At 46.1% G+C, this 14,290-nt stretch carries 13 protein-coding genes; all 13 read right to left on the bottom strand.

The window, feature by feature from the left end; all coding sequences use genetic code 11:
• Window positions 1–156: 156 nt before the first annotated feature.
• The 13 genes from galE to ACSSU7_RS03915 all read right to left on the bottom strand — a co-directional run bounded on the left by galE (window position 157) and on the right by ACSSU7_RS03915 (window position 14,274).
• Window positions 157–1,161 (bottom strand): UDP-glucose 4-epimerase GalE, encoded by a 1,005-nt coding sequence (gene galE, locus ACSSU7_RS03975; RefSeq protein ID WP_492517431.1) that lies wholly within the window; start codon window positions 1,159–1,161, stop codon window positions 157–159.
• Between the two features lie 124 nt (window positions 1,162–1,285).
• A complete protein-coding gene (locus ACSSU7_RS03970; protein ID WP_492517430.1) occupies window positions 1,286–2,080 on the bottom strand; it encodes a WecB/TagA/CpsF family glycosyltransferase in 795 nt (264 codons plus the stop codon).
• Window positions 2,081–2,151: 71 nt separating this feature from the next.
• Complete coding sequence (locus ACSSU7_RS03965) at window positions 2,152–3,327, bottom strand: glycosyltransferase (protein WP_492517429.1); 1,176 nt, start codon at window positions 3,325–3,327, stop codon at window positions 2,152–2,154.
• 11 nt (window positions 3,328–3,338) lie between these two features.
• The gene (locus tag ACSSU7_RS03960) at window positions 3,339–5,147 is read right to left on the bottom strand and encodes a right-handed parallel beta-helix repeat-containing protein (protein WP_492517428.1); all 1,809 of its coding nucleotides are present in this window, start codon (window positions 5,145–5,147) and stop codon (window positions 3,339–3,341) included.
• The gene (locus tag ACSSU7_RS03955; protein ID WP_492517427.1) at window positions 5,083–6,372 is read right to left on the bottom strand and encodes a glycosyltransferase family 4 protein; all 1,290 of its coding nucleotides are present in this window, start codon (window positions 6,370–6,372) and stop codon (window positions 5,083–5,085) included. The genes ACSSU7_RS03960 and ACSSU7_RS03955 overlap by 65 nt, the downstream gene beginning before the upstream one ends.
• Window positions 6,360–7,781 (bottom strand): nucleoside/nucleotide kinase family protein, encoded by a 1,422-nt coding sequence (locus tag ACSSU7_RS03950; RefSeq protein ID WP_492517426.1) that lies wholly within the window; start codon window positions 7,779–7,781, stop codon window positions 6,360–6,362. Before ACSSU7_RS03950 ends, ACSSU7_RS03955 begins: the two co-directional genes overlap by 13 nt.
• Entirely contained in the window at window positions 7,772–9,019 is a 1,248-nt protein-coding gene (locus ACSSU7_RS03945) for a phosphotransferase (RefSeq protein ID WP_492517425.1), read from the bottom strand. The genes ACSSU7_RS03950 and ACSSU7_RS03945 overlap by 10 nt, the downstream gene beginning before the upstream one ends.
• Window positions 9,016–9,861, bottom strand: coding sequence for a glycosyltransferase family 2 protein (locus ACSSU7_RS03940; RefSeq protein ID WP_492517424.1), 846 nt, complete (start codon window positions 9,859–9,861; stop codon window positions 9,016–9,018). The genes ACSSU7_RS03945 and ACSSU7_RS03940 overlap by 4 nt, the downstream gene beginning before the upstream one ends.
• The gene (locus tag ACSSU7_RS03935) at window positions 9,854–11,251 is read right to left on the bottom strand and encodes an O-antigen ligase family protein (protein WP_492517423.1); all 1,398 of its coding nucleotides are present in this window, start codon (window positions 11,249–11,251) and stop codon (window positions 9,854–9,856) included. The genes ACSSU7_RS03940 and ACSSU7_RS03935 overlap by 8 nt, the downstream gene beginning before the upstream one ends.
• Complete coding sequence (locus ACSSU7_RS03930) at window positions 11,248–11,682, bottom strand: serine O-acetyltransferase (protein ID WP_492517422.1); 435 nt, start codon at window positions 11,680–11,682, stop codon at window positions 11,248–11,250. Before ACSSU7_RS03930 ends, ACSSU7_RS03935 begins: the two co-directional genes overlap by 4 nt.
• Window positions 11,679–12,419 (bottom strand): CatB-related O-acetyltransferase, encoded by a 741-nt coding sequence (locus ACSSU7_RS03925; protein ID WP_492517421.1) that lies wholly within the window; start codon window positions 12,417–12,419, stop codon window positions 11,679–11,681. Before ACSSU7_RS03925 ends, ACSSU7_RS03930 begins: the two co-directional genes overlap by 4 nt.
• A complete protein-coding gene (locus ACSSU7_RS03920) occupies window positions 12,416–12,943 on the bottom strand; it encodes an acyltransferase (protein WP_492517420.1) in 528 nt (175 codons plus the stop codon). Before ACSSU7_RS03920 ends, ACSSU7_RS03925 begins: the two co-directional genes overlap by 4 nt.
• On the bottom strand, window positions 12,940–14,274 hold the full coding sequence (locus ACSSU7_RS03915; protein WP_492517419.1) for a lipopolysaccharide biosynthesis protein: 1,335 nt from the start codon (window positions 14,272–14,274) through the stop codon (window positions 12,940–12,942). Before ACSSU7_RS03915 ends, ACSSU7_RS03920 begins: the two co-directional genes overlap by 4 nt.
• Window positions 14,275–14,290: the final 16 nt, after the last annotated feature.

Genomic DNA, 14,290 nt, shown 5'->3' with positions numbered 1-14,290 from the left:
AAGCATGTGCTTGTCGGTGTTGCTAGGCCTTGCGCTTTGTAGCTTCAGAAAAAACAAGGGCCTCGGTAAACACAGCCAAGCTCCAATATAGCCGGCTAATTAGCTATTTGCGCTGATTTTAGACGATAAGGAGTGATATACCACTGTAATACTGTGTTACATCACTTCACTCGTTTTTTCTTGCCAGTACCATGCGTCTGCGCACATCTGGGCAATGCTGCGTTTAGCTTCCCAGCCTATTAAATCGCGTGCTAAGTGAGTATCTGCATAGCACTGGGCAACATCGCCCAGACGCCTTGCCACCACTTTATACGGTACAGATTGACCGCTTACTTTAGCAAAAGTGTTCACCATTTCTAGCACACTGTGGCCCGTGCCTGTACCTAGATTGACCGTTAATATACCTGCATGTGAGATTAAATAATCCATTGCAGCCACATGCCCTAAGGCGAGGTCGACAACATGGATATAATCGCGCACACCAGTACCGTCTGGCGTTTGGTAATCGTCACCGAATATTGAAAGCTCTGATAATCTGTGAGCCGCTACCTGTGTAAGGTAAGGCATGAGATTATTAGGCGTGCCGTTAGGGTCTTCTCCGATGAGCCCTGAGGCATGCGCGCCAACTGGGTTGAAATAACGGAGTAGTGCGATATGCCAGCGCGAATCAGACTTTTCTGCGTCTCTGAGGATATCTTCAAGCATGAGTTTTGAACGACCGTAAGGATTAGTGGCTGATAATGGGAAGTTTTCCCGTATTGGCACTGTCTGCGGGTCACCATACACTGTGGCGGAAGAGGAAAACACTAGGTTGTAAACGCCAAACTCGACCATGGTTTCAAATAACGCCAAGCTACCAGCAACGTTATTATCATAGTATTTGAGTGGGTTGCTGACTGACTCGCCAACCGCTTTAAGACCAGCAAAGTGGATGACTACATCGAACTTTTGTTTCAGGAATAATGCCCGTAGCGCCTTGTGATTACGTATGTCCAGTTCTTGGAAGCCAGGGCGACGACCAACGATACGCTCAATACGATCAAGTACTGATGGCTTACTGTTACAGTAGTTGTCGACAATAAAAACACTATGTCCGGCTTCCATCAGCTCCACTACCGTGTGTGATCCGATATAGCCAGTTCCACCCGTCACTAATATCATCTTTGCCTTCTTGATTGAATGTACGTCAATAGCCCGATATATACGGTGAGTACGATAAGATGATTTTCGTTTGTGGCTAACTATTTAACTGTGCGGTAGCATACATAACTGACTGAGATTTAATCTACATTTTCCATTTGTAAACAATGAGCTGCCATCCAGCCACCACAATGAAAATGCTATTAGTCACGATATAACGCTTCCATAAGCGGCGCGGTTCAGAATACAAGCGATGTAGCCATTCTAAACCGTGATGTTGCATCCATAGCGGTGCACGTTTTATGGTGCCTGCGTGATAGTCGAAAGCAGCACCTACGCCAACCATGACAGCATTGATTTCCCCGCGGTGCGCTGCCATCCACAACTCTTGCTTAGGGCAACCTAAACTGACAAACACTACGCGTGCACCTGAGTTGTTAATGCGCTGAACTATTTCATCATCCTCTTTATTGCTTAGTGTGCGGAAGGGTGGTGAACAAGTGCCAGCAATCATCAGCTTTGGGAAAGAGATACGCAATCTACGCTGTAAATTATCTAGCGTTTGTTGCGTGTTACCATAAAGAAAGATGGATTCATTCATTCGTTCAGCAAACTCACAATAGTTCCACATCAGGTCTGGGCCATTGATGCGTTGTTGGTTTGGAAACCCCATATGGCGCAACATCCAGGTCACAGGCATGCCATCAGGTGTTGCCATATCAGCATTGATTAAGGCTTTGTGAAACACTTCGTCTTGACGTGCTGTAACCAGCGAATGGACGTTACAAATGCAAACGTAGCGTGACTCGTAAGCTTCACTCCAATGATAGATACGATTAATGGTGTTATCCCAAGAGCTTGCATTAATAAAGCAGCCTAGAATAAACTTACCATTTCCCTTCGATATATCCGTCATGGGGTGAGATGTGTTGGAGTTCATTTACCATTTCCTTTAAGTGACTCTTTCTTAGCTTGGCATTTGCTAAAGTTGGAATAGATGCCTTAACTTTATTAGCTGTGATTCAGCGGTTCACGATGTGCATGAATTGCGTCCTGATAAATCTCCATCAGTTGTTTAAAATTGATTATCGAAGTATATTTTGTATCGTATTCCCAGCGTGCTTCTCTGCCCATTTTTATCATTTCATCGGGGTGGTTGTCTGCCCATTGCAGTTTTTCCGCAAGGTCTTTTGCATTTCCAGGCTCAAAAAGTAGTCCGGTAAGGCCGTCATCTATCAGTTCCGCCATTGCGCCGAGACGGCTTGCTATTACTGGTAAGCCGCAAGCAAATGCCTCTACCAGTGTGCGCGGAAAGTTCTCATACCAGATGCTGGGCATGACTAGATAAGTAGCGCTTCTCATGCGTGTATAGATATCTACTGGCGTTTTCCATCCTAGCAGTCGGATGTTGGCATTATTCTTCAGCATCGGCTCTTCTGGGCCGACACCAATGACGTCAATCTTTGCCTGAATATAAATGGTGGTGGCTTCGGCAAGCGTGGCAAGTCCTTTTTCTTTGGATAGGCGTCCTACAAATAAGCCACCTTGACGCGCTTGACTACTGTTATTTTCTAGCAATGGTAGGTCGATGAAATTAGGTTTTACTCTCATGCGTGCCTTTGGCAGCCCAGCTTCGATAAATTTATCACTGCAAAACTGGTTTAAGGCGATATAGCGCGTGACTTTATGCTGGTAGGTGCCAAGTATACGGTGCAAACCTTGCATGCTGACAACAGCCGCAGACTGTATTTTTGAGCCGTGGTAGCAACCGCGCATCACACCGCGCCAAGCCAATTTTCCCAAGCAGTCTTCGCATACTTTGCCATCACGCATGAACATGGCTTGTGCGCAGAATAGGCGAAAGTTATGTAAGGTTTGTACGACAGGAATATTTTGACGCGCAGCCGCATAGTACAAAGAAGGTGAAATAAGCGGAAAGGTGTTGTGGGTGTGTATCACATCGGGTTTAAAGCGCTTAATGATGTCTGAAACTTCGCTGGCGCTTTTTCTTGACCATAGTGTGTCTATTGCTAACTGAGCACTCGGCATGGCCTGTATGCTGTCGTTATGCTTGGAATATAGCTCAACCTCAATATTGTTGCGCTCTAATAATGCCACTTCTTCAGCCACAACAGCGTCTTCGCCGCCAGGCTGTTGGTAATAGTTGTGGGCAATCAGTACACGCATGGACTTCACCTTTATCGTTGCTTGCTGACTTTTACTAGCTGAGGAGTCAGCGTTGGGCCTGGGCGTAAATCTGTGATACCTATCATCAGTTTATGCCATTCTGGATTCAACACAATGGGCTTAAAGTCTTGACGCAGTTTCTGATACCAATCAACGTTTAAACTGGCTTGATCAGTGATGGACTGTTTGAATGCTTGATCTATTTTCATGTCAATACGCTGAGAATGCTTATCCTGTTGCGTGCGACTAGACCACGTTTCAAGCGCCGCCATCCACATATTCACCCAGCCCAATCCTGAGCGGGTCTGAGTGTTATCACCAATCAATACGTTATTGTCCGAGATGTTATCAGCCTGATTGCTTGGCAGCACAATAGCGCTAGCATTCCAAGCAATGATATTCGCCAGTACTTTGTTACCGTTAGCACTAAAATCAAACTCGCCTTTAGAGTTAGGGTCACGCCTATTTTCGTCGATGATGGCAATCCCTTGCATTTTGTTGCTGGCGACCAGATTAAATGCCACGAGTGATTTGGATGAATGCGGTAGGTAGATGCCACGCTGTTGATTAGCGACAACTACGTTATTGATTATGCGACCTTGGTCGCTGGCTTCATAGTGGATACCAAAACCAGTGTTGTAAGCAGCAAGCGAGTTTTGTACGGTGTTGTTGCGGTTTTTCCAGTCAAACCAGATACCGTCACCCTGATTACGTAGTGCCTTATGTTCGCTTAGCAATGAATTTTGCAAGCCATCGTTCCCCACAAACTTTGCACCACCAGCTTCCCACCATTTATTGAAGCCACGTGTGTTGTTATCGTTGGTTTCATTGTTGATAAGTTGCATGCGCTCACCGCGTGCCAAAATGCCAAGTTGGCCGCATTGATTGGCAGTGGAGTTGCGTAAGGTAATGTCATTGCCGATGAGGGTGATGCCAACACTGTCGCCCAGACTCACTTGCATATTGTCTAGCGTCAGGCGCAGCCCTGTCATTGATATTAGGCCACTGCGTTGTTTGGTCGAGGTATTGGCGTGCTGAAACTTTAGGTTTCTCACGGTGATATCAGTCACGCCTTGGCCGCTCAGCGAAATAGGGCGTACGCTGACTTCTACGAGATGGCCGTTAAGGGTTGCCAAGCTTGTTTGGATATATAGCGCCTTAGTTGCGTGATGATAATAGAAACTATTTTCTGGCATAGAATCCTGATTGCCATCGCGTCGCCCGGGCCAGATACCTTTTTGTGATTTATGTAATGCAGCTAGGTAGTGGTTTTGTTTGGTTGGGAATCCATCAAATATCGTGCCGCCTATTTGTACTAGTGGTTTATCGTCAATGAATACCTGCTGGGTTTCGTCTGGCCATGGTTTGACAAAACGACCATTACCTAAGTCGCGCCAGTCGGTCACAATGTTTGAACCCTTGATGAGCACTTCGCCTTTTCCTTCAATTAGGGTCTGCGCGGCTTTAGTCAGATTCATGTCATTGATTTTCCCCGTGTCTATTAACTTGGCATCAATACGCGTCCAGATATTAGACGGAAACACGATAGCCTCGCGATAAGTACCAGCGGCTATTGTCAGATGGTCACCTGGTCTTAACTGCGACATGGCGTAAGACAAGGTTTTGTAGGGGGCGGTAGCCAAGCCTGCTCCTGTGTCTTGTGCATGGGGGTCATCAATTGACACCATGCGCTCAGTTGCCATGAGGTGATTGCTGAAGATGGAAACCAGCGCAAATAGTAACTGCGGTATATATTTAAGCTGACACATAATATCTATCCAAGGCAGCAGACTTGATTGCCAACTGGTAGCCATTGCCATGTTGACCCCATACTTGACCAACCACATTCTGCCAGCTAAATTCACGTGCACGTTCCAAGGCGCCAGTGCGTAGCCTGCTAGCAATATCCGGGTTCTTGGCTATATGAGTAAGCGCTGCAGTGAGTTCTTCAATCACTTGATCTGCGCTTAACCTTTTGACCGGTACTACACGACCGCAGTTGTTATTGACAATCTGCGCTGGACCGCCTAGGTCCAGACAAACGACAGGTAATCCACTTGCCATTGCTTCTAGCACCACATTGCCGCTGGAATCATGCATGCTTGGGAATAGAAGTAGGTCGAAAGTTTGGTAGGCCGCGAGCAAATACTGTTGTTTCATCCATGGTATCCATGTGATGGCGTCGGCAATTTTTAATTGCGTCACTAATTGCTGCCAATCTTTTTGTGCAGGCCCTTGGCCTATCATGGTGATGTGTACGGCAATACCTTCTGCACGCATCTTGGCAATCGCACGCAGCCCAAAATCCATGCCTTTCATGTCAAGGAATCTTCCAACATAGACTATATGCAAGGATTGCTGGCGGCTGGTCAATACAGATTTCTCTTTGAAGGCTATGTTTCTTCTATCAATACCTATTTCCAGCATACAGCTTGCCTTATGTTGATATATTGTTGGCAGCCAATCTAAGGATTCCGGTGTTTTCAGGAAAATATGTGAAGCTTGTGTGTACATTTGGCGTAGAAATGGATCATATTTTGATATAGCATTTACGATGTCTCTTAGGGCGTCATTGAACTTGCCAGCCAACGAGTAATGCTTTCTGAGGCTCATGGGTGAACGCTCGCCACCGCCGAGCGGGCCAACGATGAATGGAATGTTCAGCCTGCCCATAAAGCTGGGGTGGCGCGTTACGCCAAACGTAATGTGATGTACGGCATCAAACTGCTCTACTGCGTGTAGTTTACGTGCGCATCGGTAAGCACCTAATTGCCACAGTAAATAATAAAGGTGTATGCCTCTACGACCACGTTTCCACCAGCTTGCCCAGGCTGGTAAATCGTAATAGATAAAATGCAGATTTTTTGGTTTGCCATGCTGTGCCATGCCAGCCGCAATGGTGGGTTTATTATTGGTGCGGGTGATAACCCAAACTTCATGATTGAGCGCAGCTGTTTCAATCGCCCAACGCCAGCCAACACCGGGCTCTGAACCTTTGCCAGGTTCACATGCATAAGCAGACATGAGTATTTTTATGGCTTGCATAGATTGAGTCCTTGATTGACTCCTTTGGTGGCTGGGGTAAGGTGCAAGCGTTGATAGGTGCGGTTTTCCATAAATTCCAGCACCGTTGTTAGCACATCATTGATGATTTGTTCTATAGGCTGATTGGTATTAATGATGTGGGCATTGTTAAACTCTTTTGCCAGAGACTGATAAGCTGCACGTTGACGCACACTCTCGGCCAGTGGCACTTCCTGTTTACGACTTTGCAGCACTTCTGCTGGAGCATCTAGAATAAACACCAGATCTGGCTGCGTGATGGTGCGCCCAAGTTGCCTAGCCATGTTAAGTGAACCGCCATAACGGTAACGTACTGGGTCTGCGAGTAAGTCATGAAAGTATCGATCAAAAATAACCAGAGTGGAGCGGACGTAGCGTGGATAAAGCCACAGGAGGTTGCCGAACAAGTACTGGCTCCAAAAATAGATAAGCTTGATAGTTGAGCCGATTTGATTACGCACTGGCTTTGCATGCGGATTGGTGACAGGTTCAGTATTGAACTGTTTAGATAGTATGCCAGGGCGTAAATGGCGATATTCAACACTTCGGAAACTTTGTGATAATTGCTGCATCACCGCAGAGATTAAGGTGCTCTTGCCACTGCCATCTGGCCCAAGGAAGACAATACGCATACCTGTGGGCTCGCGTATTCGCAACCAAACATGCTGCACCTCGGCTAGCCAGCCAAGCCAGCGTTCTCGCCATGAAATCTCTTCAGCATTTTTATGCATGGCCTGCTTTATTCTTGCTAAGTTGTCTTCTACCTGTTTCCATTCTGTGGCATTGAATACTTGATCAACATTCAGTGCGGCTTCTAATAACGCCGCTTCATTGTTGGGCAGCAGCTTATAAAGTCTTTCACGGCATGACTTGCTATCTTCTTGGTAGCGATGGGTGAGTTCGTTCGCTTGCAAAGCGCTCAGATTGCCTTTATCTAATTTTTTAATCAGGTAATAACTGAATGCATCCGCTACAGAAGGTATCCAGAAACCATGAGGATGCCGCCTACGGTTATTTAATATGGGTTCAGCCAACAACCAGCGCTTACCTTTACGGTAATAATCGCTGCTGGAATCAGGATGCAAATAAGTAATATGGTTGTCTTTTAACTTAGCCAATACAAAATAACTGGCAGTGGTTTCATGCTGAATATGTTGTACGAGCCTTGCGCCAGAGGCCTGAGCGATGCTTGAAATCAATGCCGGTAGCTGCGTATTTGAGTGTGGCGCCACCATGAAATCTACATCCGATGGAATATGCTGTGGGAAGCCATCGTACCCAGCTAATAGGCAATAGGGCATGTCTGCAGCTTCGAAGACGCGAATCATGTGTTCGAACATTTCTTGCTTAGCTGCTTGTTCGACTGCTTCTAAATGTTGATTCAAGGCCATAAAGTGACCTCCAACTCGGCGTCATACATTTTTAGCTCAATATGGTTTGTTGTTGGCAAAGCTGTCGTTTTTGGTAGCCATTGGGCGCGTTGCTCTAGCATCTTGATGTAGTTGCGCAACACAGGGTGTTTGCTATCTAAATAACCTGAGGTTTCGGCATAAAACGAGATCGTGTCTAATAGGTAATGAATTGTGAGGGGACCGCATGCCTTGCCTACACCAGCGTCCAGCCCATATTGGTTATCGACATAGGCAATCGTTTGCTGCAACAATGATGACATTGTTTTTTTATTTAAAGCACCACGACTGAGTACTTGTTGTATGAGGTGAAAATGCAGGAAATCCTGTATTGGGTTACCATTAGTTTCAGCATACTCCCAATCGAATACGAACAAATCATCGTCAATCATTCGCAGGTTCCATGGTGCAAAATCGCCATGTATCATCAAGTTTGGTAATACGCATCGCGCAGTCATTCGCTCTATTTCAGCAATCACGTCTTGCCAAAACGACCATACATGGTGATCGACTATTGAAGATAAACTATTGATACGGCGTTTTAAGCGCATGTGTGCTTCAGAGTCTTTCCATTCAGTGAACACCGGTTTTTGCTGTGCTAGCACTCTCAAAAACTCATGGTGTGCAGCACCAAATACTTTCGGTGAAACGCCTATCGGTAATGACATCATGGTTAAACAATGCCGTTTGTATTTGAGCGTGCTGTGTTGCAGAAGCCGTGGTAAGAATTTGGCTGTCGTCGATGTGTGACTGAGTTTTTTTAACCAATCAGACTCTTTTTTAATCGCCTCATTGGCTGTTGTATGCACCGCTACTTTAGCCACTTTACCTATGCCGCCTAAACCATCCGGGCAATAGATGGTGAGTTTTTGTAAAGGTCCCGGAAAGCCGCAAAATATTGAGATTCCATGCAGCTCTATGGATCTATCTGAATTGATTGCACCAAATAATGCGTTGAGTGGAAAGTTTTCAAACGCTACTATTGGTAACACATGTAAGAATGGTAAGTAGTGATCTAGCTTGATTAACAAATGACCCCAAAGCTTAAGCATAGGGTTATTAATGAAGAAATTAACCGCATGATGCGCCTGTTGGGTACTAAGTGGAACGAGTAAAGGTTGGTTGCGTTTGCTGTAGAGTACTTTTAAGGCTAAACGATGACCGCTGCCAGACTGAGCACTTAGATCAAGCAGTAGCGGCCATAATTCGGAAAAGTTCATGACGCTTCTCCACTAATGAAATAATGTTTCAATGAGGCAAGTTGCTTGGCTGAAGGTTTTGCATGGTAGCCACCTGCCATTATCTTCATCAAGATACGTTGCATTTTAGCTAACGGCGCTAAGATAGGGTGCAACTTAGATAGCACGTAACCTGAACGCTGACGAATTTTATTATCCTCAATCACCCCTTTTGGCCTTAATGCACGGGTTTTTTGCGCTGGATAATAACGCATACAGGATAGGTATTGGGGGATATGGGCGATCTTGGTATGTTGTGAAAAGCGCTCCCATAGATCTGCATCCATGGCTAAGTTAAAACTGGCATCCAGGCCATTGACCTTGTCATACAACCGTTTGCGCCAGAACATGGATGGCTGTGAAATGTAGTTATGATCAAACAAAAAGGTAAAGCGATTAAAGCCTATTTCCTTTTTTGGTCGTAGATAGTGTCCAGTACTGTCAATCCAGAGGGAGTCCCCGTATACCGCGTCAATATTTGGGTGGCTGGCAAAGAATAGTGCTACTGTTTTTAATGCTCCTGGCAGCAGTAGATCGTCTGAGCACAGCCATCCTTGAATTTCAGCCGTGCTGTGTTTAAATCCTTTAATAAGCGCATCAGTCTGGCCGCCATCCGGCTCTGAAACCCAATAGGCCAGATGTTCGGCATGCCGCCTGATGATCTCGGTGCTGCCGTCTGTAGAGCCGCCATCAATGACAATATACTCAACATTGATATGACGTTGATCCAATACCGAACGCATGGTGGCATCCAAGAATCGACCTTGCTGGTAAGAGCAGGTGACGATGCTGATGTCAGGTAATTTGTATTTTTGCTTATTCATGGTTGGTATCTACAATTGGTGAGTGCATATTGTTAGCGTTAATCGCTGAGGGGGCTGTTCCTGTCTTTTCAATATTAGTATTGGCAAGGTGCAGTGCGATGCCTAATAACATGCCGAGTTGACCCCACATAAGAAATGATTTTGCTGGCTGCAGCAGGATAGGGTTGAAAGCGTACACAACAATGCTAGCAAGACTCATACAAGCTAAAGTGTGTGCAGCAGCCCTTATGTCATCGCGTGGCCTCAGGCCTTTGAGCGCATGTTTTAAACTGATACGGCTAATCCTTAGGTAACCCCATAACCATAAAGAGAGTGCGATGACCCCGCCTTGTGCTGCAAGGTCTAAGATATCACTGTGGGTGGCGAGATTGCCTTTTGCCGAGGCAATGGTAAATGCGGTAAACTTTTCGGTTGCCTGCCCACTAAAGTTTGTTCCCCAAATGGGCGAGCTGATAAATTTGTTCCAGGCGACATCATAGGTCAGCATGCGATATTGGGGATTGCCGCTCGGCAGCCACTCTTGTTGTGCAAAATAACCCATTGCAAAAACAGCACTTGCCAGCACTATCAATAGCCATAAGATAGCCCAGAAACGAAAGATGGTGTTTTCACGAAAACGGAATCGCCATTCCGCCATTGATATATAGAGCAAAGTCAGCAGCAATACTAGAAAACCAGTGTTTTTTCGGAACACCAAACCTGCACCTAAAAAAAACAAAGTGAATAGCACTTGAGTGTAGCGTCTGCCATTATTTTCTAAACCTGATGGACGCAAAGCAAAATATACTGCGAGTGGAATAACAATCGCTTCAAGCTCATGGTAATTGACATGCATGTCGTCATAGTTGGTTTCCATGCGTATGACCATAAAGATGCTTATTGCCGCGGCTGACATTAGATAAGCACGTACGATGCTTACGCGCGCTGGCGATATCATCACGACGCGTGCAGCTAAAAAGGTAAACAGCATGTACAACCCTACGGTGATAAACGTGTTATTAATATCACTAAATTTGCGGGCGTACAGACTACCAACGACGATCCAGATGCCAAGCAGTATCAGGGGCAATCCAGCACTCAATACCTGCCAGTTATTTTTTGACGCTGATTTTTCTGAATCAAATATCTGATTGCCAACGTTAACTAGCAAAACACCACAAAGAGAGATGATTAGCGGTAGATGTTTGGTGACGCCAATCTTATCCAGACGCCAAAAGAATGGGTCGGCTACATAGAAGAGCGCAAGTATCAATCCTGCTAAAAACCAGCAGTCTGACATCATGAGGGTTGGGAATGCAGTGCGTGGCTGTGCGGCCTGACGCCTGCTTAGCTTCATGGGCAGATCATGTTGATTAAAATCCCCTCCTAAAGTGGTCGATAGTCCGTTCATGGTTTGCTCTCTATTGCTGTTTTGATAATACGATTGGCGCCAACGACGGTGGCGAATGCAGGCACATCCCTCGTGACAACTGCATTGGCACCAACTACAGCGTGGTGCCCGATACGGACATTGCCTAATATTTTTGCGCCAGCTCCTATGTAAACGTAATCTTCAATAACTGGTGCTTCATTGATGCCTAGTCTGCTTCCACCCAGCGTTACTTGTTGCATGATGGTGACTTGCTGACCGATGATGGCATGAGAGTGGATGATGATGCCGTAAGGGTGGGGCATGTGAATATCACGCCCTTTGAGGTTGCAGTAAATATCACTGTTATGTAGCAGGCGATAGAGCTTACTTAGCAGCGGCACATGATAGCGGCAGAAAAACAGTAACAATACTGTTGAATATGGATTGCGGCTGTTATCGATGGCGTTCATATCCGCACCTCTACTTGCGCTAATCCAATTGAGGGGCTAACTTGAGTATTTTTATTGTTGGCCATGTCATCAATGGCTTTGCTAGTCCATTCCATCTGCCCCATAAACTTAACTGCCATCGGTTGTATCTCATCATTGCTGAGTTCCCACCAACGCCATTTCAACAAGGCTGTAATTGTGTCTATATCAAAGCGATATCGAATAACCTGTGCAGGAACCCCACCGACAATCGCATAGGGCGGCACATTTTTAGTCACTACCGCGCCTGCTGCGATTATCGCCCCATCGCCAATGGTGACGCCATCAAGCACAATGCTGCCAGCACCTATCCAGACGTCGCTACCAATGTTGGTATGAGGCAGCTCTTTTTCATTATCCAGCCCGTTGTTGGCATCAACAAAACTGGTACCAGCTTGTAAGCGCGATGAATAGAACGCAGGATGCGTGCTTAAGCGGTCAGTGGGGTGCCAGCCAAGACCACCCATTGCGACATTGGGGCCTATACTGCAAAATGCACCTATATTGGCGAAGCCGATACTCGTGCCTTCTGCGATATAACTCATGCGACCAAGATTGCTGCTACGAATGAACGCGCGACGGTAAATGCGGTTGTAAGACGAGAAAACACAGTCAGGTGTGGCGTAACTTCTGGCACTAGCCCAAAACCCGGGCAAGCGCGCGGTCAATTGCCAGCGTCTAAAAAGTACCCACAGCATACGGTCTGATAACTCACTCACGATTTATCTCCTCGATAGCGAATCACTTTTGCTGGGATGCCAACGGCAACGGCATTCGCTGGAATGTCATGCGTGACAATGCCGCAGGCGCCAATCACAGCCCCGTCATGAATGTGTACACCAGGCATGACGATGACGCGTGTTCCCAGCCACACGTCATTGCCGATAATGACCGGCCGTAATGGCAATTTTCCTTGTTGGTTGATAGGGCGCGTTGGGTCATCATAAGCATGTGCATTGGTCATGATTTCAATATGCGGACCCATGATGACGTCGTCACCGATGATTGTCCCATGGCCGATTCTTGCACTATCGCCTATTTGAGAGCGGTGCCCGATCTCAATATCTTGCCCAGAACCAAAGTATGCGTCATGTTTAATCAATACATCGTCACCACAACGCTTGAATATTTTTTTAACAATATGTCGACGTAACCAGTAGCCAAAGCGCCAACCTGGCACTGGCTGGGTAGGGAAGTGTCGGGCAAAGGCGTAATAGATAAATAGTGCAATATTTCTGGTCATGATTTTATTTCCATGCCCATCAGGCTGCCTGTATCAATGCTGCTGTTGGATGCCGGTGTTAAGTTGTGTTGTAATTTTCGTGTAATCTTGAGTGCGGCAGAAAAAGCGTATATCAACCCTGCTGCAGTACCTGATAGTAGCGCTGCCATCACAGCTGTTTCATGGTATTGCTCGACCGTAAACATGGCGATTAACACAGAGGTAATTGACATGATGGCGCCAGAACGAATAATGACGCCAGTAGCCGTAACTGTCCGCAAAAAGAAAAACACTTGCCGTAAATAGAACTGTAAGAAAATAGACGACACTTGCCACATCACCAGCGTGGCGTAGGCCGCATAAGAACCACCATACAAAAACTTGATAATCGGGCTAGCAAATATCGCCAGTATCAACAGCACTGGTATCAACAGGGCAGAACCAAATGCTGTGATACGTCCTAGGTAAGTCAGTAGACCGGCGATGCCTTTTTGACTAAAGCGTTTCGCTGCCATTACTGGCACTACGTTTTCCATCGCTAGGAAGATGATGTTAATTGGACCAACAATATTTTGTGCGGCACGAATCCCACCTACTGGTTCGGCACCTATTGCGCCAGCACTGAACATCAACACACCTTGTGTTCCTAGCCACTGAAACTGCCATGCCACCAGATAGTCACGCCCAGTGCGCCATCCTTCTTTTAAGACAATCTGCGCATGTAAAAAAACCGGTAATAGACTATCGCGCGCAAACCCTACTGCAAATGCTGTAAAGGAAGAACCTGCGATAATCCAAAAAGCAGTAGCGACATTTAATGCATTGTTTAAATAGCATATGCCAAGCAGCGTGACCTGACTGCCGTAGCTAATCGTATCAATCAGAAAAGCAGCACTAGGTTTTTCTTGTACAAAGTAATAACGGCGTTGCCAATCTTGTAACTGGAATGCCAGTAAGGCTGCAATCGTTGCCGCAATAATGTTACTGTCGATACCAAGGTGAATATGGAAGTCGAATACATAGACCATGATGGTCAGAATGCCAATGAGTAGACATAACACACTGCATAGCATTAGTTGCAGGGCAAATACGCCATGTAAGTAATTATCACGCTGCACTTCTGCCATTTGAGGTGCTGCACTCATCATGGGTTGGAAAATCAAGGCACTTTGAAATGAGTTGAAATAAAGCACGATAGATTGCAACAACACGAACATACCAAATAATTCTGGCCCAAGAAAGCGCGCCAATAGAATGCCTGTGACAAAATTGCTGCCGCTCACTATCGCTTGGTCAGCCAGTGTCCAGTTGACGTGGGGGTGGCGCTTGATTATCCCAGATAAGTGATTCATATCAGCAATTCCTATA

It is taken from the genome of Methylotenera sp. E1MeOHC1 (assembly GCF_058745595.1).
The sequence above is the reverse complement of the archived record's forward strand: the minus strand, read 5'-3'. Positions and strand labels throughout refer to the sequence as shown.